This is a genomic window from Pseudomonas sp. LBUM1652, from assembly GCF_059716105.1.
Genome location: NZ_CP166804.1, coordinates 2,277,805 through 2,300,166, shown reverse-complemented (window position 1 = coordinate 2,300,166; position 22,362 = coordinate 2,277,805). Strand labels below are relative to the sequence as shown.

Below are 22,362 nucleotides of genomic sequence, written 5' to 3'. Positions count from 1 at the left end.
GGTTAGATTAAATAACTCAAATTCATATTTTTTATGCTTTGGATAACCAACTGGAATACCAACATGGATCTGGCCAACCTCAACGCTTTTATTGCGATCGCCGAGACCGGTAGCTTCTCCGGCGCCGGCGAACGCTTGCATCTGACACAACCGGCGATCAGCAAGCGTATCGCCGGGCTGGAGCAGCAACTGAAGGTGCGCCTGTTTGATCGACTGGGTCGCGAAGTCGGCCTGACCGAAGCCGGCCGCGCCCTGCTGCCCCGGGCTTATCAGATTCTCAACGTGCTGGACGACACCCGTCGCGCACTGACCAATCTGACCGGCGAAGTCAGCGGTCGCCTGACGCTGGCCACCAGTCACCACATCGGTCTGCATCGTTTGCCGGCTCTATTAAGGGAGTTCACCCGCCGCTTCCCACAAGTCGCGCTGGATATTCAGTTTCTCGATTCGGAAGTGGCCTACGAAGAAATTCTCCATGGCCGTGCGGAACTGGCGGTCATCACCCTCGCCCCGGAGCCCCACACACTGGTCAAAGCCACGCCAGTTTGGGACGACCCGCTGGATTTCGTGGTCGCTCCCGAGCATTCGCTGATCAGCAATGGCGCCGTCAGCCTCGCGGACATCGCCGGTCATCCGGCGGTTTTCCCCGGCGGCAACACATTTACACACCATATTGTTCAGCGGTTATTCGAGGCGCAGGGCCTGACGCCGAACATCGCCATGAGCACCAACTATCTGGAAACCATCAAAATGATGGTCTCGATCGGTCTGGCCTGGAGCGTTCTGCCGCGCACCATGCTCGACGATCAGGTGGCGAGCATCGCATTGCCGGGCATACAGCTCACTCGCCAGCTAGGCTATATCGTGCACACCGAACGGACGCTATCGAATGCGGCAAGGGCGTTTATGGCCTTGCTGGATGCACAAATCGATCTGCCAGGGACTCACGGCTAACTTGTGCTACTCCTATAGAGCTGCTGTCTCTGTGCCTAACGCCACCACCCGCTCAAGGCCTGTTAACGATGCCGAAATCTGTTGACCGAATTCCGCCGATGCCGCGCATTCAAGCCATTGACCCGCGACACTCCGAGCAGAGCTGGGAGAGCGCGCCGCAATTGCTCGCGGCGCTCAACGGCGCGCGGCTCGGCGCCTGGTATTGGGATATCGAGCGTGGGCAGATCAGTTGGTCACGGGGCACCCAGGCATTGTTCGGCTTCGATCCGCGCCAGCCGCTGCCGGAAGATCTCGAGTACCTCGATTTGCTGCCGCCGGAAGATCGGGCGAAAACCGTCCGCGCCTTCCACGCGGTGATTGCCGGCGCACCGCTGGAACAGGCGATGCACCACCGCATCCGCTGGCCCGACGGCAGCCTGCACTGGCTGGAGATCAACGGCAGTTTGCTCCCGGACAAAAACGGCCGCCCCCGAATGATCGGGGTGATTCGCGAAATCACCCACCAGCGCCAACGCGAACAGGCCCTCAGCAGTTCGGAAAAACGTTTCGCCACGTTGTTTCACCTGTGCCCGAACATGGTTCTGCTGACCCGCCAGGAAGACGGCTTGATCAGCGAAGCCAACCAGTATTTCGAAAGCCTCTTCGGTTGGCCGGTGCAGAGCGCCATTGGCCGCACCACCCTGGAACTGGGCCTGTGGGTTCACCCCGAGCAACGCGCCGAGCTTGTCAAGAAAACCAAGGCCAAGGGCGAACTGATCAGCATGGAAGTGCAATTTCGCGCCAGTAACGGCCAGGTCCACGACGGCATCCTCAGTGCGCAAAAGGTCGAACTCGAAGGCCAGCCCTATCTGCTCAGCACCTTCCTCGACACCACCGATCGCAAAGTTGCCGAACACGCCCTCAAAGACAGCCAGGAACGCCTCGATCTGGCGCTGGACTCGGCGCAGCTCGGTACCTGGGACTGGCACATTCCCAGTGGCATGCTCTACGGCTCGGCCCGTGCTGCGCAACTGCATGGCCTGGAACCGATTCCGTTTCATGAATCGTTCGACGAGTTTTTCGAAGGCGTGCCCGGCGAAGAACGCGACAGCATGCGCGATGCGTATCGCAGCCTGCGCGAAGGCCCGGCAGGAAACTATCAACTGACGTATCGCGTGCAACTGCCGGATGGCAGCTCACGTTATCTGGAAAGCCGCGCGCGCCTCTATCGCGACGACAACGGCGCGCCACTGCGCATGGCCGGCACACTGCTGGACATCACCGATCAGGTCGAGCGCGAGCAGCGGCTGGTGGCGTCGGAAGAAAAATTCGCCACGCTGTTCCAGGTCAGCCCCGACCCGATCTGCGTTACCCGCCAGGACAGCGGCGATTTCATCGAAATCAATTCCAGCTTCACCCAAACGTTCGGCTGGAGCGCTGCTGACGTGATCGGTCGCACCGCCGAAGATATCGGCCTGTGGGACGCCTCGGCAAAAAGCCTGCAACGCATCGAACGGGTCATCCGTGAACAGGGCCTGAGCAATGTCGCGATCATCGTCCAGCACAAGGACGGACAGTCGCTGACTTGCGTGATTTCCAGCCGGCAGATCAGCGTCGGCAACCAACCGTGCATCGTCACCACGCTGCGGGATATCACCCAACAGCAACGCTCGGAAGCCGCACTCAAGGCCAGCGAAGAGAAATTCGCCAAGGCCTTTCACTCCAGCCCCGACGCGATCACCATCACCGAGCGCGACACCGGGCGCTATCTGGAGGTCAACGATGGTTTCTGTCGCCTCACCGGCTATCGCGCCGATGAAGTGGTCGGTAAAACCGTGTATCAGGTGGGCATCTGGGCCGAGGAGAAACAACGCTCGGCATTGTTGGCCGAGTTGCAGATCAAGGGCCGCGTGCATCATCAGGAAATGCTCGGGCGCAACAAACGCGGGGAAATGCTCACGGTTGAGGTCTCGGTCGAGCCGATCACCCTGAACGAAACGGCGTGCCTGCTGCTGACTGCCCGGGACGTCAGCCTGCTGAAAAACGCCGAAGCACAGATCCGTCATCTGGCTTACCACGACCCGCTGACCAACCTGCCCAACCGTGCCCTGCTGATGGATCGTCTGAGTCAGCAGATCGCCCTGCTCAAACGCCACAACCTGCGCGGTGCGCTGCTGTTTCTCGATCTGGATCACTTCAAACACATCAACGACTCCCTCGGCCACCCGGTCGGCGACACCGTGCTGAAGATCATCACCGCACGGCTCGAAGCCAGCGTACGCATGGAAGATACCGTGGCGCGCCTGGGTGGCGATGAATTCGTGGTGTTGCTCAGCGGCCTGGAAGGCTCGCGCAACGAAGTCAGCGCGCAGGTGCGCAATCTGGCCGACACCATTCGCGAACTGCTCTCGGAACCGATGTTCCTCGATGGCCAGCGCCTGCAAGTGACGCCGAGCATCGGCGTGGCGCTGATTCCAGACCACGGCTCGACCCCGACTGATCTGCTCAAACGCGCCGACATCGCCCTGTACCGGGCCAAGGATTCCGGGCGCAACACCACGACGATGTACCACAACACCATGCAGAAGGCGGCCAGCGAACGGCTGCGCATGGAGACCGACTTGCGCCTGGCGCTGTCTCGCGGCGAATTCAATGTGCATTTTCAGCCGCAGATCGACGCGCGCGACAACCGCATCATTGGCGCCGAAGCTTTGGTGCGCTGGAATCATCCGGAACTCGGTGCGCAGTCGCCGACCGAGTTCATCAAGGTACTGGAAGACAGCGGCCTGATTCTGGAGGTCGGCACGTGGATCCTCGACGAAGCATGCGAAGCCTTCAAACAACTAATCGCCCTGAAGCTGGTCGATCCGCTGAATTTCAGCCTGTGCGTGAACATCAGCCCGCGACAGTTCCGTCAGAATGACTTCGTCGAGCGCATCGAACACAGCATGACCAGCCACGGCCTGCCTTGCTCGTTGCTGAAACTGGAAATCACCGAAGGCATCGTCATTCAGAACCTGGAAGACACCATCAGTAAAATGCGTCGTCTGAAAAAACTCGGCGTGAGCTTCGCCATGGACGATTTCGGCACCGGCTATTCGTCGCTGACTTACCTCAAGCGTTTGCCGGTGGACACGCTGAAAATCGACCAGTCGTTCATTCGCGACGCAACCACCGATCCGAACGACGCGGAGATCATCCGCGCCATCGTTGCCATGGCCCGCAGCCTGGAACTCGAAGTGATCGCCGAAGGCGTGGAAACCCCTGAGCAACTGGCATTCCTGCAAGGTCTGGGCTGCCACTTGTATCAGGGCTATCTGCACAGTCGGCCATTGCCGCTGGAGGGTCTGAAAAAGCTGCTGCCCTGATGCGCGCAGGTTGCAACAGACCGGCAATTGCCAGTGCTGACGGCAACCTGTAGGGTCGCGTTTTTTGCGCCGTTTCGAGATCGATCATGCAGGATGCAACCCTCCCCCGCCCGGCCCTGCTGGGCATTGACCTTGGCACCACCAACAGTCTGATCGCCGTCTGGCAGGACGGCCAGGCCCGATTGATTCCCAACGCCCTCGGCGACGTGCTGACCCCATCGGTGGTCAGCCTCGATGAAGACGACACGATTCTGGTCGGCAAAGCCGCCCGCGCCCGACTGACCACGCACCCGGAGCGCACCGCCGCTGCGTTCAAGCGGTTCATGGGCAGCGACAAACAAATAGAACTCGGCAGTCGCCAGTTCAGACCGGAGGAGTTATCGGCGCTGGTGCTTGGCTCACTCAAGCAGGACGCCGAAGCCTTTCTCGGTCATTCGGTCTCTGAGGCGGTGATTTCCGTGCCGGCTTATTTCAGCGACGAACAACGCAAACGCACGCTGTTTGCTGCGGAGTTGGCCGGCCTGTCCGTCACGCGCCTGATTAACGAGCCGACCGCTGCCGCCATGGCTTATGGGCTGCATGAACAGAAATTCGAACGCACGCTGATTTTCGATCTGGGCGGCGGCACCTTCGATGTCACGGTGCTGGAATATGCGCTGCCACTGATCGAGGTGCATGCGTCGACCGGTGACAACTTTCTCGGTGGCGAAGACTTCACCGCTGCGCTGTTGCAGGCCTGCCTCAAGGACTGGCAACTCACCCCGTCAATGATCGATGCGCAAGGCATGGCCAGCCTCGGTGATGCGCTGGAGCAGCTCAAATGCAAACTCGGCGAAGGTATCCAGACATTGAGCTGGCGGCATGCCGACAAGACATTCGAATGGTCGCTGGACGAAGCGGGTGGCGTGAAGATTTGGGAGCCACTGCTCGGCCGCCTGCGCGCACCGATCGAACAAGCCCTGCGCGATGCCCGGCTCAAACCGCGTGACCTCGACAGTCTGGTGCTGGTGGGGGGTGCCACGCGGATGCCGGCGGTGCAGCAGATGGTCGCCACGCTGTTCGGGCGCCTGCCCTATCGGCATCTTGATCCGGACACCATTGTCGCGCTCGGCGCGGCCACGCAAGCGGCGTGCAAGGCACGGGATGGAGCGGTTGAAGAGTTGATCCTGACCGATGTGTGTCCGTACACGCTGGGGATTTCGACCATGCGCGGCGATGACGTCAAAGGCGCGTTCTCACCCATTATCGAACGCAACACCATCATTCCGACGTCACGGGTGGAGCGCTTCCACACCACTTCGCCCAGGCAGGACGTCATCCGCATTGCGGTCTATCAGGGTGAACGGCCGTGGGTGCGCGACAACATCTTCATCGATGCCTTCGATGTCACGCTGACACCCAGCGATCACATCCAGGCGCTGGACGTGCGCTTCAGTTACGACATCAATGGCTTGCTCGAAGTAGACGTCACGTTGCTGGAAACCGGCGAGCGCCACAGCCATAGCATCGATCGCAGCCCGACCGGGCTCGATGAGCAATCGCGTCAGGCCAGCCAGGAACGCTTGTCCAGCCTGAAAATTCATCCTCGCGATGCTCTGCCCAACCGAACCCTGCTGGCGCGACTGGAACGTGCCTGGATGCAAAGCCTTGGCGAGGAGCGTCAGCGCATCGCTGAATGGCTGGACAGTTTCAACACGGTGCTGAGTGGCCAGCGATCAGAAGAAATCGCCAGCCATCGCTCACAACTCAACAAAGTGCTGGATGAGCTGCGTCTCTAACCGTTGAGTCGCCGCAACGCGGCCTGCAAACCACCGGATAACGTGTCCTCACGATCACTGTCCGGTGGTACACCGTAGCGGTTGGGCAACTTCTCGCCGGGAAAGCCGAACAGCACCAGCGGCAGAAATGGCAAGACCGGGGTCAGGCCGGCCAGAATCAGAAAGCTGGCAACACCTCGGCCCATATCATGCAGGCGCCTCAGAATGGCGCTGAGCATCAGCACCAGCGCCGCTGCCAACACCACGAAAGCGGAAAACATCGAGCCACTGAACAAGGCCAGCAATGGCGTAAGCAGCACGATGCCGATCACCTGACCGATAAATGCCTCGCGCCCCAGTCGTGTGCCAAGGCGCCAGAACGCGGTTGCAGGCGTCGGCCGAGTGTCAGCCTTGGCCAACAGCAAACGCTCTGACCACGACAGCAATGCACTGAAGGCAAAGCGTAAGCCGAGGCCATTGTGCGTGTTGTCCTTGGCCTGCTGCATGCGCATCAGAATTTTCTGTCGCGGCACCCCGGCGCTACCGTAACGCGCCAGATCCTTGAGCACATCCAGCGCCAGGTAAAACGAGTCGGTGTAATCAACGCCGTCATCCTCCAGCACCTCACGCGGCGGGCGTATGGGTTCACCTTTGATCAGACTGTGGCGGAATCCGTCGAACCAGTCCTGAGGATTGACGACTTCGGTGATGCTCTCAAGCAGGTATTTGCGCTGTTGCGCATTCAGCAGCGGATCGTGATAAAGCACCCCACCCAACAACATGCGACCGAGCAAATCCTCATTGAAACGGCTGATATCGCTGCGCATGCACTCGTACAAGCGGTCATTGCTCAACAGCCGTGTGCTGTCGAGCGCTTCCTGGACGCTGAACAATTTACGCGCGAGCAAGGCATGCACTGGATCCTTCGCTTGCAGCCAGCCCAGCAGACCACTGGCGCTGCCCTGCTCGCGATTCAATCGGCACAGCAGAGGCTGCAAACGCGCCAATGGATGCTCACGCGCAACGTTCATCGAATCAACGCAGTGCGCCGATTGAGCACCTAGCCAACGTGCCGGCTCATCGAGAGTCGCCAGCAAATACAACGCCTGACGATGCCATTCCCATACATCACCATGGGTATTGATGGCCGGGAGCAACATGCCCTGTTCCGCCAACTGTGCTTGCAGTTTCAGGCCGTCGAGCACGACATCGCGCTTGTTCAGACTGAATGCTTCGTCCAGCCGCGCCAGCGAACGCGCGTCATAGGCTCGCAAGCGGCGCATCCACAGCAGACTGAGCTCTAGCGGCTCGCCATTTTGCAGTTCCGGCGGCAGTTGCGCCGCTGCATCGCTGGCCAGAAACGCATGCAGCGCACGCGGAATGGGTGCCTGGGACAGCCAGCAGATCTGCTGATCGGCTTGATACTTGAAGCCCTCTAGCACCAACTGGTCAAGAATCTCCGGAGTCTCTGGCGCATCCATGATTCGTTGCAACAAGGTCACATCACCACGATGCAAGGCCCAGGCATGTTGGTACAGGGTTTGGAGTGACGGGTCGTCGCTTTCAATGATCAACCACGCCAGCAGGGGTAATTCATCACCGCTGACGCGCCATTCAACAAAGGCATCGGCGATGCCCTGCAAGTCGAGCTGCCGTGCGCGGAACCAGCGCCCCAACGTTTCCGGGCGCTGCGATGGACTGCCGTATTCCTGGGTGACATCACTGAGGTCAGCGGACCAGCCGCGGAAGTTTTCCAGACGATCGAACGCCTGGATCAGCAATGGCAAGCGCTGTGGTTGATGGCGCGCGCACAGATCCAGCAACCAGGTGGCGGCTTTTGGGTGTTGATGCTCTCGCCAGAGTTGCACCCAGGCCTGAAGCGCCAACTCTTCCATGCCCAGCGCACTGCGCTGACATGCCAGCAGATAAAGCCAGTCAACATCCTGCGGCGCGAGCCGATGCTGCTCGCTGATGATGTCGAGAAAGTCTTTACTGGCAATGCCGGCCTGACTGAACTGTATTGCCAGACGTTGTAACAGCGCGTCATCCCCAGGCAGCGCAATGCAGGTATGCAGGCTGGCGAAGTAGCGGAAATCGTCCAGCGATGCGTTACGGTGAAGATGATTCAACGTGCGCACGTACCAGAGGGTCTCCAGTTGCGCGGTGGCTGGCCAATGGCTCATCAACGAGGTGTCGAACGGATCCGGCGCGTCGATAGCCTTCAAAAACTCATCGACAGTGCGGGCGTTGTCGAAAGCCAGATCGAGCATCCGACTCGCCCAGCCCATGCGCTGCGCGAGCAAACGCGCACAGACGTGGGAAATCGGGCCGGCGTCGAGCAACGCGCGCAACAGCGGCCAGCAGACTTCGTCCAGCACCTCTAGCGGCAGTCGATCAAGCTCAAGGTTGAATGCCTGCCAGGCCGTCGGAGTGAATCGACGCGTCGAATCGAGCAGTAGCGCTTCGAAGTCCGCCAACATCTGGTCAGCAGGACTCACCTCATCGTCGGTCGGCACGTGCGCTTCAGATACTTCCTCGCGGGCGAATCGCAGTGCCAGTTCATAGGCCTCGCGCAGGGCCTGAAAACCTTCCGGATCGGTTTCCGGGTGGTGTTGCGGCAAACGCGCACGATAGGCACCGCGAATGGCGTCATTGTCTTTGGTGGGATCGATACCCAAGCGATTCCAGCAGCTCATGACCAGTCGAACTCCCCTAGTGAGTCCGGCCGCTCAGGCAGATGCAGGGGCATGTCCCAGGGCAATTGGGCAAAGAATTCGCGGGCATCGCGATCAAGCTTTCTGATGACCACCGTTGTGCCGATGTAGTCGCCTTGCCGATCGTATTCGTGGGCAAGTTCCTCATCTTTATTCCCCAGACAATGCCAGAAGGCTTTGCCGAGGACGAAGCCATTCAGGTAACTCGTCCAACTGTCGTAGTAGTACCGCGCACGCGCCGCCATGCGACCGTGCAGCCAGAGACTTTCGGTGAGATCGATCCAGCCATGCAGTACCGCCGAGCGCAACAGAAAGCCCATTCGGCCAATGTCCCAGGCGCGAATACCACCCGAGCCGCACTCGCCGAACGTGCGACTGGCCAACTCATAAAAGGCGCGTTGACGGGTATCCAGCGAGTCGAGCAAGGCTTGCCATTCGGACGGCAGGCAACGCTCCCACTGTCGATAGGCTTCATTCAAATAGGTCGCGTGCCCATCGTCGGCCGTGCTCAGCATGTCGAGCAATTGCGGGCGCGTTGTAATGCCCCAGCCGCCTTCGACGTCGACATGCTTGAGGTCAAAGCAGTATGTGGGTGCGGCGTAGTCCGCATCGGGATTGAGGGCGACCAAAGGCGCAGAAAGCGCATAGAGCCAGCGCTGTTCCATTTCGTCCATGAAGAAAGGCTCCGGAGCCAGCGGGAATGAGGGAGTGCCGGCCTTGTTGACGCGGATTGTAAAGAGCCGTGGCAGGAGCGGCAAATATTGTGAGCGCGTTTACTGCGCGCACAAAAAAGGCCCCGACGTATCGGGGCCTTCGTTCAGCGACTCATCGCCTGTTCAGACGAGTGTGTTGCTGCTTATGACTCAGTGCTGCAGAGCCGGTTTTTGCTCCCCGTTGATCGGGATGCGTTTGGCTTTCGCTTCTTCCGGGATCACCCGCAACAGGTCGATGCTCAACAAACCGTTGCTCAAGCCGGCAGCCTTGATCTCGATGTGATCGGCCAGGCGGAAGGACAACTTGAAGGCACGCTGGGCAATACCCTGATGCAGGAAGGTCACGCCTTCGTTGGCATCACGTTTGCCGCCACTGATGGTCAGCACACCCTTCTCGACTTGCAGCTCCAGGTCTTCTTCCTGGAAGCCGGCTGCCGCTACGACGATGCGGTATTGGTCGTCGCCGTGTTTTTCAACGTTGTAGGGAGGATAGGTGCTGCCTGGCTCGTTGCGCAGGGCGGTTTCGAACAGGTCGTTGAAACGGTCGAAACCCACCGAGGAACGGAACAGTGGCGCGAGGGAAAATGCAGTACTCATGGTTCAAATCTCCTGAAAACAATCAGCAAGGTTTTTTGATTCCGCGACCCGAATTCGGCATCGCGTAACCCCTAGATAGGGCCCGCTGATTTGATTTCAAGAGATTATTTGCAGATTTTTTTCAGGCCGCTTCGGCGACCGGCAGACCGAGCAAACGCGAGACATGATCCGGTTCGGTCTCACGGCGCAGGACAGTAAACAGCTCGGTGGCTTCAGGATAATTGCGCGTCAGCATGGCCAGCCATTGCTTCAAACGACCCGGGGATTGACGTGCAGTCATCTGCGCCTTGGCCTGCAACCAGAAGTCCTGGATCAGCGGCATCAGCTCGGCCCAGGTCATCTCGACCACTTCTTCGCCGGCCCGTGCAGCGGCGATCTGTTTGGCCAGATCCGGGCGCGACACCAGGCCGCGACCAAGCATGATGTCTTCCACGCCGCTGATTTCGCGGCAACGACGCCAGTCTTCGACGCTCCAGATATCACCGTTGGCGAACACCGGCACGTTGACCACGTCCTGCACGCGCGGAATCCACTCCCAATGCGCCGGCGGTTTGTAGCCGTCCATTTTGGTCCGGGCATGGACCACGATGTGTTCCGCCCCACCCTCAGCCAACGCGGTGGCGCAGACCAGCGAGCCGTCCGGGCTGTCGAAGCCCAGGCGCATCTTGGCGGTTACGGGAATGTGTGCAGGCACGGCGCGACGCACGTGCTCGACGATCTGGTTGAGCAGTTCCGGCTCTTTGAGCAGCACCGCACCGCCACGGGACTTGTTGACGGTTTTGGCCGGGCAACCGAAGTTGAGGTCGATCACTTCGGAACCCAGCTCACAGGCCAGCGCAGCGTTTTCCGCCAGGCACACCGGGTCGGAACCCAACAGTTGAACACGCAGCGGCACCCCGGACGCCGTGCGGGCACCGTTGAGCAGCTCCGGGCCGAACTTGTGGAAATAGGCCGGAGTGAGCAACTGATCGTTGACGCGAATGAATTCGGTCACGCACCAGTCGATGCCGCCAACGCGGGTCAGCACGTCGCGAAGGATGTCGTCGACCAACCCCTCCATGGGCGCCAGAGCAATTTGCATGGGGAAACACTACTTAAAGGAAAAACGTGCGGCAGTTTACTGGATTACAGCCTTGATGCGGTAAACCGTGTAGGAGCTGCCGAAGGCTGCGATCTTTTGATCTTGCTTTTTAAAAACCAACATCAAAAGATCGCAGCCTTCGGCAGCTCCTACAGGGGGATTTACGCTGGTTCTGAATTTTGTATGGCAGGGCCGTAGCCTTCGATGAACTCGGCCGGCATGCGCTTGGGCTTGCCGGTGGACAGTTCGATGCACACGAACGTGGTTTGAGCGCGCAGCAGCGTGGCGTTGTCGCTCGGGCGAATCAGCTGGAAATGCCGGGTCATTTTCAGGCGCTGATCCCAATCGACAATCCACGTCGCCAACTGCAACTCGTCGCCTTCATAGGCCGCCGCCAGATAATCAATCTCGTGACGCACCACCGCCATCGCCCGATCCAGGCGCCGGTACTCGACCAGATCCAGCCCCAGTCGCTGCGAGTGGCGCCAGGCGCAGCGTTCGAGCCAGGTGACGTAAACCGCGTTGTTCGCGTGGCCCAGTCCGTCGATGTCCTCGGCGCCCACTTGCAGATCAATGGTAAACGGCGTTGCCCGATCCCAGCCCATGCCCCACTCCCGGTCAGATTATTCAACCGGGGCAGTGTAACGGATGCTTACGCCGATTGCCGTGCCTGAAGGCTGCGACCGGCCAGCAGTGATAACACGCCATCAATCACCCGAGGGTCGGCCAGCACACGCTGATGGCCGCCGGCTTCCAGGCGCAGTAGTCGGCTGTCGAACCAGGCTTCGTGGATCAGTTGCGATTCTTTGACCGAGACGAAGTTGTCGTCCTCGGCATGCACGATCAGGCCGGGCATATCCAGTTGGTAGTGGGCGACGTCCAGCGTGGCGGCACGCATGCCCACATCCTGCTCGACCTGACGAATGAACGCGGAACGTGCTCTGGGTGGCATCCCGACATAGCGTGCGAAACCGCGCAGCACGCCGAGAATTCGCGCGGGAGCAGCAATGCTGACGAGAGTTTCGGTGCGCAAGCCCTGTTGCACGGCCAGCATCGCACTGGCGCCACCCATGGAGTGACCGATCACGGCTTGCAATGGCGGCAGCTCGGCGGCGGCTTCGAGCATCGCTCGGGCAAACAATACGACATTGGCCTCGCGCCCCGGCGATCTGCCGTGAGCCGGGCCATCGAGTGCGACGACCGTGTAACCGGCCTCGACCAGCGCGGTGATCAGCGCGGCGAATTGGGTTGGCCGCCCTTCCCAGCCGTGCATCAGTAAAACGGTCGGACCTTGCCCCCACCGCAGGGCTGACAGACCAAAGCGCAACGTGATCCGTTCGGAATTGGCCAGCAACGGTAACTCCCAATCCCGCAGTGGTAGCGCACGCGGCGTCATGAACGCCAGGCGCATTTTGCTCGCTACCCGTTTCGGTGCAATCCAGCCCAAGGTGCCATTAACGCCACGAACCCACTTCAACGTGTTCATCGCTCTCTCCTCAGGCGTGTTGCCTTCAGGTCAACGCACCGCCGACTTGGCCGCGCGCAGCAATCGATCAGATAAATCGCCAGGGCCGAGCGCTCTTGCGAGCGCCAGACCTCCCACCATCAAGGCCACGTCGGCCAAGGCTTTGTCGGTGTCCTCAGGGCTGGACGCCAACTGCGCAAGCATCAATTCCAGATGTTCGTTGAGCGCGATGCGGAACGACTCCGGCAAACGCCCCAGTTCGCCGATAGAGGCCGGAATTGGGCATGCTGACTCGCTGGAATCACGGTGCTTGCGCGACAGGTAAAAAGCAGCGACCAGGGCACGACGCTCTTCGCCGGTCAGTTCGGCGTCCATGTCGGCAATCAGGTCGCGACGGCGGCCGAGCAATTGCTTGAACGCCTCAAGCATCATTGCGTCCTTGCTTTCGAAGTGCGCATAAAAACCGCCGACGGTCAGGCCGGCCGCGCCCATCACTTCGCCCACGCTTGGGTCTGCCGGGCCACGCTGGATCAGTGCGGCGCTGGCAGCCTTGAGGATGCGTTCGCGGGTTTGAGCTTTTTTATCGTTCATCGTTGCCTCCGAATATTACGACTAGAATATTATTCGCATAATAATATTCTGCAAGTCGAGGATATGACCGCTGGTCTGAAGCACAGTGTAAGGAAAAAGGAGAATTGGCCAAACGCCAGACAAACAAAAGGGCCATTCAATAATTGAATGACCCTTATAAATCCCGCAGAGCGGGTAATCGTGGCGTCCCCTAGGGGACTCGAACCCCTGTTACCGCCGTGAAAGGGCGGTGTCCTAGGCCACTAGACGAAGGGGACACAAACCCTTCTATACAACTGATCAGTGCTGAGAGCTGATCCATTCAAGGCCGGTGTGGCCAGACCTTGAACTTGTAAAATTGGTGGAGCTTAGCGGGATCGAACCGCTGACCTCCTGCATGCCATGCAGGCGCTCTCCCAGCTGAGCTAAAGCCCCGGATTTTTCGCCTCGCGGCGGAGTGATATCTTGCAACATCACTTCTGTAAAACTGGCGTCCCCTAGGGGACTCGAACCCCTGTTACCGCCGTGAAAGGGCGGTGTCCTAGGCCACTAGACGAAGGGGACGCAAACCCTTCTATACAACTGATCAACGCTAAGTGTTGATCGCTTCGAAGCCGGTGTGGCCAGGCATCGAAGTGTAAATTGGTGGAGCTAGACGGGATCGAACCGTCGACCTCTTGCATGCCATGCAAGCGCTCTCCCAGCTGAGCTATAGCCCCTCATCGTTGATGTCATCGCTGAGGACGGGGCGAATCTTAAGGGCGTATCGGAGGGCTGTCAAACTTATTTTTAAAATATTTCAAAGTTTTTTGTCGGCATAACAATCACTTACCGCCCTCCCCCCGATAATCCGCTGGGAAAACGCCGAAGGCCAGAATCAAACGATCCCGGCCTCCGGCGGTTCCTGCAGAGTCAGACGCTCTTAAGCGATAGCGCCCAGCAGCTTTTCCCACTCTTTGTTTTCTTTCTTCGACACGCCGCCCAGCAGGTCAATCGCCTGGCGCAGACGGTAACGGGTCAGGTCCGGCCCGAGGATTTCCATCGCATCGAGTACCGACACCGAACTGGCCTGCCCGGTGATCGCCGCAAACATCAGCGGCATCGCGTCGCGCAGTTTCAGCTCAAGGGATTCGACCACCGCTTGAATCGTCGCGGTAATGTTGTCCTTTTCCCACTGACGCAGGCTTTCAAGCTTCCAAAGGATCAGTTGCATCAACTGGCGAACCTGGTCACCCGAGAGCTTTTTCGATTCGAACAACTTGGCATCCGGGTTGACGCCGCCAGCAAAGAAGAACCCGCCCAGCGGTGCAACCTGGCTGAAGGTTTCGACGCGGCCCTGAACATGCGGCGCGATCTTCATCATGTATTCGGAGTTGAATGCCCACTTCTGCACGCGGGCGGCGAACTCTTCCACCGGCAGATCGCGCAACCACTGGCCGTTGAGCCACGACAGCTTCTCGATGTCGAAGATCGGTCCGCCGAGGGACACACGCTTGAGGTCGAAGTTGTCGACCATTTCCTGCAGCGAGAACTTCTCGCGCTCGTCCGGCATCGACCAGCCCATGCGCCCCAGGTAGTTGAGCATCGCTTCCGGCATAAAGCCCATGCGCTCGTAGAACGTTACCGATGTCGGGTTCTTGCGCTTGGACAGCTTGCTCTTGTCCGGGTTACGCAGCAGCGGCATGTAGCACAGCTCCGGTTGTTCCCAGCCGAAGTATTCGTAGAGCAGGATCAGTTTCGGCGCCGACGGCAGCCATTCTTCGCCGCGCAGTACGTGAGTGATGCCCATCAGGTGGTCGTCGACAACGTTGGCGAGGAAGTACGTCGGCAGGCCGTCGGTCTTCATCAGCACTTGCATGTCCATGCGATCCCACGGGATCTCGACATCGCCACGCAGCATGTCCGGCACGACGCAGACGCCTTCGCTCGGCACTTTCATGCGGATCACATGAGGTTCGCCGGCGGCCAGGCGTGCTGCCACTTCTTCCTTGGACAGCAGCAGCGCGCGGCCGTCGTAGCGTGGGGTTTCGCCGCGAGCCATTTGCTCGGCGCGCATCTGATCCAGCTCTTCAGCGGTGCAGAAGCACGGGAAAGCATGGCCCATGTCGACCAGTTGCTGGCAATACTTCTGATAGATCTCGCCGCGCTCGCTTTGACGGTATGGACCGTGCGGGCCGCCGACATCCGGGCCTTCGCTCCAGTCGATACCCAGCCAGCGCAGGGCGTCGAAGATCTGCTGTTCGGACTCGCGGGTCGAACGCAACTGGTCGGTGTCTTCGATCCGCAGGATGAACTCACCGCCATGCTGCTTGGCAAAGCAGTAGTTGAACAATGCGATGTAAGCGGTACCTACGTGGGGGTCCCCGGTAGGCGATGGCGCGATGCGAGTGCGGACGGTGGTCATGGCATGTCTCGAAAAGAATGAAAAGCAAAACAATCAAGCGGCGAATGGTAACAGGCGACACCCGCCCCGCTCCAGCGGGCAGGGCATTTAAGCCAGGTTTGTGTCTGTCAGGTCCGCTGGCCGCGATGAGGCCGGACAATTCACCGCACAATCACACAGCCAGAAGACGCTCGCGCAGCTTGGCAATTTCATCGCGCATCTGCGCCGCCGCTTCAAACTCCAGGTCCCGAGCAAGCTGATACATCTTCTCTTCCAGCGCCCGAATACGCTTGGTGATCTCGCTCGGCGAGCGCAATTCGGCTTCGTACTTGGCGTTTTCCTCGGCAGCCTTGGCCATGCCCTTGCGCTTCTTGCTGCGCGAGCCGGGCACGGTGGCGCCTTCCATGATGTCGGCGACGTCCTTGAACACACCTTTCGGGGTGATTCCGTTTTCGAGGTTGAAGGCGATCTGCTTGTCACGGCGGCGCTCGGTTTCGCCAATCGCCCGTTCCATTGAACCGGTGATGCGATCGGCGTACAGAATCGCCCGGCCATTGAGGTTACGCGCGGCACGGCCGATGGTCTGGATCAGCGAGCGTTCGGAGCGCAGGAAGCCTTCCTTGTCGGCATCGAGAATCGCCACCAACGACACTTCCGGCATGTCCAGACCTTCGCGCAGCAGGTTGATCCCGACCAGCACATCGAAGGTGCCGAGGCGCAGGTCACGGATGATTTCAACCCGCTCGACGGTGTCGATATCCGAGTGCAGATAACGCACACGCACGCCGTGATCGGCGAGGTAATCGGTCAAATCCTCCGACATGCGCTTGGTCAGCGTGGTGACCAAGACGCGTTCTTCCAGCGCCACACGCTTGGTGATTTCCGAGAGCAGATCATCCACCTGAGTCAACGCCGGACGGATTTCGATTTGCGGGTCCACCAGACCGGTCGGACGCACCAGTTGCTCGACAACGCGACCGGCGTGTTCCGCCTCGTAATTGCCTGGCGTGGCCGAGACAAAAATCGTTTGCGGGCTGATGCCTTCAAATTCGTCGAAACGCATAGGCCGGTTGTCCAGCGCCGATGGCAGACGAAAACCGTATTCCACCAAGGTTTCTTTACGCGAGCGGTCACCTTTATACATCGCGCCGACCTGCGGCACGCTGACGTGGGATTCGTCGATCACCAGCAAGGCATCGGCCGGAAGATAGTCGAACAAGGTCGGCGGCGCCTGACCGGAGTCGCGACCCGAGAGGTAACGCGAGTAGTTTTCGATGCCGTTGCAGTAGCCCAGCTCGAGAATCATCTCCAGATCGAAGCGGGTGCGCTGCTCCAGACGCTGGGCTTCCACCAGTTTGTTGTTGCTGCGCAAGTATTCGAGACGTTCCTGCAACTCGACCTTGATCCCCTCGATGGCACCCAGCAGGGTTTCGCGCGGCGTGACGTAGTGGCTTTTCGGGTAAAAAGTGAAGCGCGGCATCTTGCGGATGACTTCGCCGGTCAGCGGATCGAACGCGGAAATACTCTCGACCTCGTCATCGAACAGCTCGATGCGGATGGCTTCCAGATCCGATTCCGCCGGGTAGATGTCGATCACATCGCCGCGTACGCGAAAGGTCGCGCGGGCAAAGTCCATATCATTGCGGGTGTATTGCAGATCGGCCAGACGCCGCAGCAGCGCACGCTGATCGAGTTTGTCGCCGCGATCGACGTGCAGCACCATCTTCAAATAGGTTTCCGGGCTACCGAGACCGTAGATGCACGACACCGTGGTAACGATGATCGCGTCCTTGCGCTCGAGCAGCGCTTTGGTCGCGGAAAGGCGCATCTGTTCAATGTGGTCGTTGATCGACGCATCCTTCTCGATGAAGGTGTCGGACGATGGCACATACGCTTCGGGCTGGTAGTAGTCGTAGTAGGAAACAAAATACTCGACCGAGTTGTTCGGGAAAAACGCCTTGAACTCGCCGTACAGCTGCGCGGCCAGAGTTTTGTTCGGCGCCAGCACCAGAGTCGGGCGCTGAATTTGCGCGATGACATTGGCGATGCTGAAGGTCTTGCCCGAGCCGGTCACACCGAGCAGCGTCTGGTGCGCCAGCCCGGCTTCGATGCCCTCCACCAATTGGCGAATGGCTTCCGGCTGATCGCCGGCGGGCTCGAAGCGGGTGACTAGCTGGAATTCGGACATAAACACCTCTGGGGTCGCGGAGATCCAAGCAAAGCGGATCACCACGAGAAACACCGCAAACGACCGATGTCGCGCAAGAAAAAACCTGGATTGTGCTCAATGTGGTGTCGATTGCCTCAGCTTTCAAGGTAAACGTCCTACATCCGGTAAAGACTCTGACACGACCAATCGACTAACGGTCGAGAAATAATCGGAAAAACTTGCCCTAAAAGCCGATTCGCCTGTCGCCATTGCTCAGTGATGGCCTCTATACTAGCTCCCCGTTTGTGCACCGCTCTAGTGCATCCGGCTGGAGCGCGACACGTCCCTCCACACTCCATTCAGAGCCGCCGTAATAATGAGCCTGTTCTCCGCTGTCGAAATGGCACCCCGCGATCCAATCCTGGGCCTCAACGAAGCATTCAACGCCGATACCCGGACCACCAAGGTCAACCTGGGTGTAGGTGTTTACTGCAACGAAGAGGGGCGAATTCCACTTCTGCGCGCCGTGATCGAAGCCGAAACCGTTCGCGCTGCTCAACACGCTTCGCGCGGTTACCTGCCGATCGATGGCATCGCTGCCTACGACCAGGCCGTGCAAAAGCTGTTGTTCGGCAACGACTCGCCGCTGATCAGCGCCGGTCGCGTCATCACCACTCAGGCCGTCGGCGGGACTGGCGCACTGAAAATCGGTGCCGATTTCCTCAAGCAACTGCTGCCGAACGCTGTCGTGGCGATCAGCGACCCGAGCTGGGAAAACCACCGCGCGCTGTTCGAAACCGCCGGCTTTGCGGTGCAGAACTACCGTTACTACGACGCCGCCACCCACGATGTGAACCGTGCCGGCCTGCTCGAAGACCTTAACGCCCTGCCGAACGGCTCGATCGTTGTCCTGCACGCGTGCTGCCACAACCCGACTGGTGTCGACCTGAGCCCGGCGGACTGGAACAACGTGCTGCAAGTGGTCAAGACCAAAGGGCACGTGCCGTTCCTCGACATGGCTTACCAGGGTTTCGGTGACGGCATCGACGAAGACGCCGCTGCTGTGCGCCTGTTCGCTGAGTCCGGCCTGACTTTCTTCGTGTCGAGTTCGTTCTCCAAGTCGTTCTCGCTGTACGGCGAGCGCGTGGGTGCTCTGTCGATCATCAGCGAATCGAAAGAAGAAAGCGCGCGCGTGCTGTCGCAAGTCAAACGCGTGATCCGCACCAACTACTCCAACCCGCCGACCCACGGTGCAAGCATCGTCGCTGCCGTGCTGAACAGCCCGGAACTGCGCGCTCAGTGGGAAGCGGAGCTGGCGGAAATGCGTCTGCGCATTCGCGGCATGCGCGAGCAAATGGTGACGATGCTGGCAGAGAAAGCGCCACAGCGTGACTTCAGCTTCGTCGGCCGTCAGCGCGGCATGTTCTCCTACTCCGGCCTGACCACTGAACAGGTTCACCGCCTGCGCAACGAGTTCGGCATCTACGCCCTGGACACCGGCCGCATCTGCGTGGCGGCGCTGAACCAGAGCAACATCAAGGCTGTGACGGATGCGATTGTTCAAGTCATCTGATTTCGCAGCGTGATGAAAAACGGGAAGCCTTGGGCTTCCCGTTTTTTATTTGTCCCGGAAACGTGTCCACACCCTCTAGACTGCACACACTCCTACAGATTTGTGTACACCCGAGATTTTTGAAGAGAACCCAAATGAAAAACGACAACCTGCGTGCCGACCGTGACGACCTGGATGACTTCATCCCCCGCGCCTCGGCCAAACGCGAAAAAAGCCTGGTACTGCAAGTCGCGGCCGGGGTCTTCCTCGGCGGTCTGGTGCTGTGGCTGGTGCAACTTGCAGCCACCGCGGCTTACGCCAAACTGATGCTCGGCACCATTACCTTCGGCAGTTAAGTCAGTTCAGTCGCGCGCTGGCTGGCGGCATCGTCATAGGCGACGTAGAGCGATTCGGCGATCTGGCTTTTGATCGCCTTGGTGCTTTCCAGGCCCAGGACAAAACCTTCGGCTTTGCCACCGGCGCGGTTCAACTCTTCAGCGGTGCTGGCTTGAGTGATTGCGTCGAAGAGCTTTTCGGCGTGCGGGCCGACCCCTTTGGGCAGGCTGATCTGAGCGATGCTCATGCGAGCACCCCGCTGTTGCGAGATTTGATAGCTGGGCGATTCATGGCGCGTACCTTTTCGGCGAATGACCGGCAGCGCGTGTTACCACTTCCGGGCGGCCATGGTAGACCTCCGGCGCGGTTCTGGTAACCGTCAATCGCTGACAAACCACCGCCCGTCTCGTCGAATCGCCTATTTTCACAACCGATGCTTGACTTCTCTTTTTGAATCAGTAACATACGCACCAATTCCGCAATAGCTCAGTTGGTAGAGCAAATGACTGTTAATCATTGGGTCCCTGGTTCGAGTCCAGGTTGTGGAGCCAAATAGCAAAGCCCCTGAATCGAAAGATTCAGGGGCTTTTTTGTGGACGGTCGAAAAACCGGCGCAATAAAAAGGGCCGATCAGTCTCGCAACTGATCGGCCCTTTTCTATTCAGACACAGCGGTCAGACATGCTCGCTGCTTTTAGTCTGCACCTTCGGCGCACCGTGCCCATGATCATGCTCCGCATCAGGTTCAATCACCGGCACTTCTTTGCCATCGCAGTCATGCAGTTTGCCGTCGCTGAAGTAATCGCCTTCACGCAGCGCCGCCAGATCGCGAAAACGCAGGGTTCGCTCTTCCGCTGCCGCAAACACCGACTGCTGGTCCGAGTTACCGGTGGTGAAGTGGTTGAACGCCAGGTTGAGCAGGATCGCCATGATCGCCGACGAACTGATGCCCGAATGGAAAATGGTCGCGAACCAGCTCGGGAAGTGATCGTAGAAGTTCGGCGCAGCAATCGGGATCATGCCGAAACCGATCGAAGTGGCGACGATGATCAGGTTGACGTTGTTGCGGTAATCAACCTTCGACAGGGTACGAATACCACTCGCTGCCACCGTGCCGAACAGCACGATACCGGCGCCGCCGAGTACCGAAGTCGGCACCGCCGCGATCACCCGGCCCATGAACGGCAGCAGGCCGAGAATCACCAGAAACAGACCGCCAGTGGCCACCACAAAACGGCTCTTGATCCCGGTTACCGCCACCAGCCCAACGTTCTGGGCGAAGGCGCTTTGGGTGAATGAGCCAAAGATCGGCGCAAACATACTCGACAGCATGTCCGCACGCAGACCATTGCCCAGCCGTTTTGAGTCAACCTTGGTGCCGATGATTTCGCCGACGGCCAAAATGTCCGCCGAGGTTTCCACCAGCGTCACCATGACCACGATGCACATCGACAGGATCGCCGCGAAGTGGAACGTCGGCATGCCGAAGTGAAACGGCGTCGGGAAGCCGAACATCGGGCCAGTGGTGACGCTGGAAAAATCCGCCATGCCGAGGAACACCGCCAGCACGGTACCGATCACCATGGCCAACAGGATCGACAGACGCGAGATGGTAGAGCTGCCGACCTTGCTCAGCAGCAACACCAGTACCAGCGTAACCGCCGCCAGACCGATGTTCTGCATGCTGCCGAAGTCCGGCGCATGGCTGTTACCGCCCATGGCCCAACGCGCGGCCACCGGCATCAGCGTCAAACCGATGGTCGTGATGACGATGCCGGTCACCAACGGTGGGAAAAACTTGGTGATTCGCGAAAACACCGGGGTAATCAACAGCCCTATCAGCGAGGCCGCTATCACCGCGCCAAGCACCGACTGGAAGCCGCCCTCCCCGCCACTGCTAACGATCGCCACCATGGTTGCAACGCCGGAGAACGACACGCCCTGCACCAGCGGCAACTGACAGCCAAAAAACGGCAGACCCAGGGTTTGCAGCAACGTCGCCAGCCCCCCCGCAAACAATGAAGCAGCAATCAACAAACCAATGTCCGCCGGCGACAGCCCGGCCGCCTGACCGATGATCAGTGGTACCGCGACGATACCGCCATACATGGTCAGAACATGTTGCAGGCCGTAAGCCATATTCGCGCCGACCCCGAGATTTTCGTCCTCGGGCCGTTGGTGTGAAACATGGGGCGTTTTCATGGTTGGGGGGTTCCCTGGTTTTTGTTATGCGCACACTGTATTCAATACTCGTGACAAATGTCCATAGAGTTGTATACAACTTGTCAGTCACATAATGGATAGGTAGCCACCCAACCTTCTATCCCGCTGCTTGCATCCCCCACAAATCCGGCAACACATGCCCCGCTGCCCCCTCCACCATCCCCCACTAGGCTGAAGTGTTCACGGCGACCGACGGTGTGGTTGCACTCTTTTTTATACATACAAAGTATGCATAATGAAGTCATTCAATATTCAGTACGACAAAAGCAAGAACGCAGCCAACAAACTCAAGCACAGAGGCGTGAGCCTGCCGAGACCGAAGCGGTTTTTCACGACGAAAGAGCACTGACGATTGAGGACAACGACCATGACGAACAACGCTGGATCACCCTCGGCCTCGACGCCAAGGGACGTTTACTGGTGGTTGCGTACAGTTACCGCGAAGCGAATGTCATACGAATCATTTCTGCGCGTGTCGCCACACCGGGCGAACGTTGCGAGTATTTTCTGGAGGATTGACCG

At 59.3% G+C, this 22,362-nt stretch carries 16 protein-coding genes, 5 tRNA genes and 1 pseudogene; 7 read left to right on the top strand and 15 right to left on the bottom strand.

From position 1 onward, the window contains the following. Positions 1–63: 63 nt before the first annotated feature. The 3 genes from ACA069_RS10300 (at position 64) to ACA069_RS10290 (ending at position 6,079) form a co-directional block, all read left to right on the top strand. Positions 64–954 carry a LysR family transcriptional regulator gene (locus tag ACA069_RS10300; protein WP_187676930.1) on the top strand — a complete coding sequence of 297 codons (891 nt, stop codon included), beginning with the start codon at positions 64–66 and terminating at the stop codon, positions 952–954. A gap of 68 nt (positions 955–1,022) precedes the next feature. Further along, complete coding sequence (locus ACA069_RS10295) at positions 1,023–4,301, top strand: sensor domain-containing protein (RefSeq protein WP_489878727.1); 3,279 nt, start codon at positions 1,023–1,025, stop codon at positions 4,299–4,301. A gap of 86 nt (positions 4,302–4,387) precedes the next feature. Further along, a complete protein-coding gene (locus ACA069_RS10290) occupies positions 4,388–6,079 on the top strand; it encodes an Hsp70 family protein (RefSeq protein WP_497617331.1) in 1,692 nt (563 codons plus the stop codon). Here ACA069_RS10290 and ACA069_RS10285 read toward each other — a convergent pair. From ACA069_RS10285 to uvrB, 13 genes are all read right to left on the bottom strand, one after another. Beyond that, a complete protein-coding gene (locus tag ACA069_RS10285) occupies positions 6,076–8,754 on the bottom strand; it encodes a DUF805 domain-containing protein (protein ID WP_497617328.1) in 2,679 nt (892 codons plus the stop codon). The genes ACA069_RS10290 and ACA069_RS10285 overlap by 4 nt on opposite strands. Further along, on the bottom strand, positions 8,751–9,446 hold the full coding sequence (locus ACA069_RS10280) for a DUF1266 domain-containing protein (protein ID WP_489878724.1): 696 nt from the start codon (positions 9,444–9,446) through the stop codon (positions 8,751–8,753). Before ACA069_RS10280 ends, ACA069_RS10285 begins: the two co-directional genes overlap by 4 nt. 189 nt (positions 9,447–9,635) lie before the next feature. Further along, positions 9,636–10,082: an Hsp20 family protein gene (locus tag ACA069_RS10275; protein WP_187676925.1), complete on the bottom strand. Its 447-nt coding sequence runs from the start codon at positions 10,080–10,082 to the stop codon at positions 9,636–9,638. Positions 10,083–10,203: 121 nt separating this feature from the next. Beyond that, entirely contained in the window at positions 10,204–11,163 is a 960-nt protein-coding gene (locus tag ACA069_RS10270; RefSeq protein WP_497617326.1) for a tRNA dihydrouridine synthase, read from the bottom strand. Positions 11,164–11,324: 161 nt separating this feature from the next. Then, on the bottom strand, positions 11,325–11,768 hold the full coding sequence (locus tag ACA069_RS10265) for an acyl-CoA thioesterase (protein WP_489878723.1): 444 nt from the start codon (positions 11,766–11,768) through the stop codon (positions 11,325–11,327). A 47-nt stretch (positions 11,769–11,815) separates the two neighbouring features. Then, a complete protein-coding gene (locus ACA069_RS10260) occupies positions 11,816–12,649 on the bottom strand; it encodes an alpha/beta fold hydrolase (RefSeq protein ID WP_497617323.1) in 834 nt (277 codons plus the stop codon). A gap of 30 nt (positions 12,650–12,679) precedes the next feature. Then, complete coding sequence (locus ACA069_RS10255) at positions 12,680–13,219, bottom strand: TetR/AcrR family transcriptional regulator (RefSeq protein ID WP_187676922.1); 540 nt, start codon at positions 13,217–13,219, stop codon at positions 12,680–12,682. 181 nt (positions 13,220–13,400) lie between these two features. Continuing rightward, positions 13,401–13,476: transfer RNA gene (locus ACA069_RS10250), tRNA-Glu, on the bottom strand. A gap of 81 nt (positions 13,477–13,557) precedes the next feature. Beyond that, positions 13,558–13,633: transfer RNA gene (locus tag ACA069_RS10245), tRNA-Ala, on the bottom strand. A 53-nt stretch (positions 13,634–13,686) separates the two neighbouring features. Next, a tRNA-Glu gene (locus ACA069_RS10240) sits at positions 13,687–13,762 on the bottom strand. Positions 13,763–13,841: 79 nt separating this feature from the next. Continuing rightward, positions 13,842–13,917 (bottom strand) — tRNA-Ala (locus ACA069_RS10235). Positions 13,918–14,120: 203 nt separating this feature from the next. After that, the gene (gene gltX, locus ACA069_RS10230) at positions 14,121–15,602 is read right to left on the bottom strand and encodes a glutamate--tRNA ligase (protein WP_187676921.1); all 1,482 of its coding nucleotides are present in this window, start codon (positions 15,600–15,602) and stop codon (positions 14,121–14,123) included. 151 nt (positions 15,603–15,753) lie between these two features. Beyond that, complete coding sequence (uvrB, locus tag ACA069_RS10225; protein ID WP_401265658.1) at positions 15,754–17,769, bottom strand: excinuclease ABC subunit UvrB; 2,016 nt, start codon at positions 17,767–17,769, stop codon at positions 15,754–15,756. Positions 17,770–18,106: 337 nt separating this feature from the next. Here uvrB and ACA069_RS10220 point away from each other — a divergent pair, with 337 nt between their 5' ends. Both ACA069_RS10220 and ACA069_RS10215 read left to right on the top strand, forming a co-directional pair. Beyond that, entirely contained in the window at positions 18,107–19,303 is a 1,197-nt protein-coding gene (locus ACA069_RS10220) for an amino acid aminotransferase (RefSeq protein WP_187676919.1), read from the top strand. A gap of 134 nt (positions 19,304–19,437) precedes the next feature. Then, entirely contained in the window at positions 19,438–19,638 is a 201-nt protein-coding gene (locus tag ACA069_RS10215) for a hypothetical protein (RefSeq protein WP_053118898.1), read from the top strand. On the opposite strand, the gene ACA069_RS10210 is transcribed toward ACA069_RS10215, so the two are convergent. Next, a complete protein-coding gene (locus ACA069_RS10210; protein WP_150650998.1) occupies positions 19,635–19,865 on the bottom strand; it encodes a hypothetical protein in 231 nt (76 codons plus the stop codon). The two genes, ACA069_RS10215 and ACA069_RS10210, sit on opposite strands and share 4 nt — an antisense overlap. A 228-nt stretch (positions 19,866–20,093) precedes the next feature. Here ACA069_RS10210 and ACA069_RS10205 point away from each other — a divergent pair. Next, positions 20,094–20,169 (top strand) — tRNA-Asn (locus ACA069_RS10205). Between the two features lie 123 nt (positions 20,170–20,292). Here the strand turns inward: ACA069_RS10205 and ACA069_RS10200 are convergent. Further along, a complete protein-coding gene (locus ACA069_RS10200) occupies positions 20,293–21,819 on the bottom strand; it encodes a nucleobase:cation symporter-2 family protein (protein ID WP_401265654.1) in 1,527 nt (508 codons plus the stop codon). Positions 21,820–22,075: 256 nt separating this feature from the next. Here ACA069_RS10200 and ACA069_RS10195 point away from each other — a divergent pair. Next, a pseudogene (locus ACA069_RS10195) lies at positions 22,076–22,359 on the top strand (BrnT family toxin). Positions 22,360–22,362 lie beyond the last annotated feature (3 nt).

What these genes read in the sequence shown, in the direction of transcription:
- ACA069_RS10300 (WP_187676930.1), top strand. Translation starts at nt 64, where the DNA reads ATGGATCTGGCCAACCTCAACGCTTTTATTGCGATCGCCGAGACCGGT.
- ACA069_RS10295 (WP_489878727.1), top strand. Translation starts at nt 1,023, where the DNA reads ATGCCGAAATCTGTTGACCGAATTCCGCCGATGCCGCGCATTCAAGCC.
- ACA069_RS10290 (WP_497617331.1), top strand. Translation starts at nt 4,388, where the DNA reads ATGCAGGATGCAACCCTCCCCCGCCCGGCCCTGCTGGGCATTGACCTT.
- ACA069_RS10285 (WP_497617328.1), bottom strand. Translation starts at nt 8,754, where the DNA reads ATGAGCTGCTGGAATCGCTTGGGTATCGATCCCACCAAAGACAATGAC.
- ACA069_RS10280 (WP_489878724.1), bottom strand. Translation starts at nt 9,446, where the DNA reads ATGGACGAAATGGAACAGCGCTGGCTCTATGCGCTTTCTGCGCCTTTG.
- ACA069_RS10275 (WP_187676925.1), bottom strand. Translation starts at nt 10,082, where the DNA reads ATGAGTACTGCATTTTCCCTCGCGCCACTGTTCCGTTCCTCGGTGGGT.
- ACA069_RS10270 (WP_497617326.1), bottom strand. Translation starts at nt 11,163, where the DNA reads ATGCAAATTGCTCTGGCGCCCATGGAGGGGTTGGTCGACGACATCCTT.
- ACA069_RS10265 (WP_489878723.1), bottom strand. Translation starts at nt 11,768, where the DNA reads ATGGGCTGGGATCGGGCAACGCCGTTTACCATTGATCTGCAAGTGGGC.
- ACA069_RS10260 (WP_497617323.1), bottom strand. Translation starts at nt 12,649, where the DNA reads ATGAACACGTTGAAGTGGGTTCGTGGCGTTAATGGCACCTTGGGCTGG.
- ACA069_RS10255 (WP_187676922.1), bottom strand. Translation starts at nt 13,219, where the DNA reads ATGAACGATAAAAAAGCTCAAACCCGCGAACGCATCCTCAAGGCTGCC.
- gltX (WP_187676921.1), bottom strand. Translation starts at nt 15,602, where the DNA reads ATGACCACCGTCCGCACTCGCATCGCGCCATCGCCTACCGGGGACCCC.
- uvrB (WP_401265658.1), bottom strand. Translation starts at nt 17,769, where the DNA reads ATGTCCGAATTCCAGCTAGTCACCCGCTTCGAGCCCGCCGGCGATCAG.
- ACA069_RS10220 (WP_187676919.1), top strand. Translation starts at nt 18,107, where the DNA reads ATGAGCCTGTTCTCCGCTGTCGAAATGGCACCCCGCGATCCAATCCTG.
- ACA069_RS10215 (WP_053118898.1), top strand. Translation starts at nt 19,438, where the DNA reads ATGAAAAACGACAACCTGCGTGCCGACCGTGACGACCTGGATGACTTC.
- ACA069_RS10210 (WP_150650998.1), bottom strand. Translation starts at nt 19,865, where the DNA reads ATGAGCATCGCTCAGATCAGCCTGCCCAAAGGGGTCGGCCCGCACGCC.
- ACA069_RS10200 (WP_401265654.1), bottom strand. Translation starts at nt 21,819, where the DNA reads ATGAAAACGCCCCATGTTTCACACCAACGGCCCGAGGACGAAAATCTC.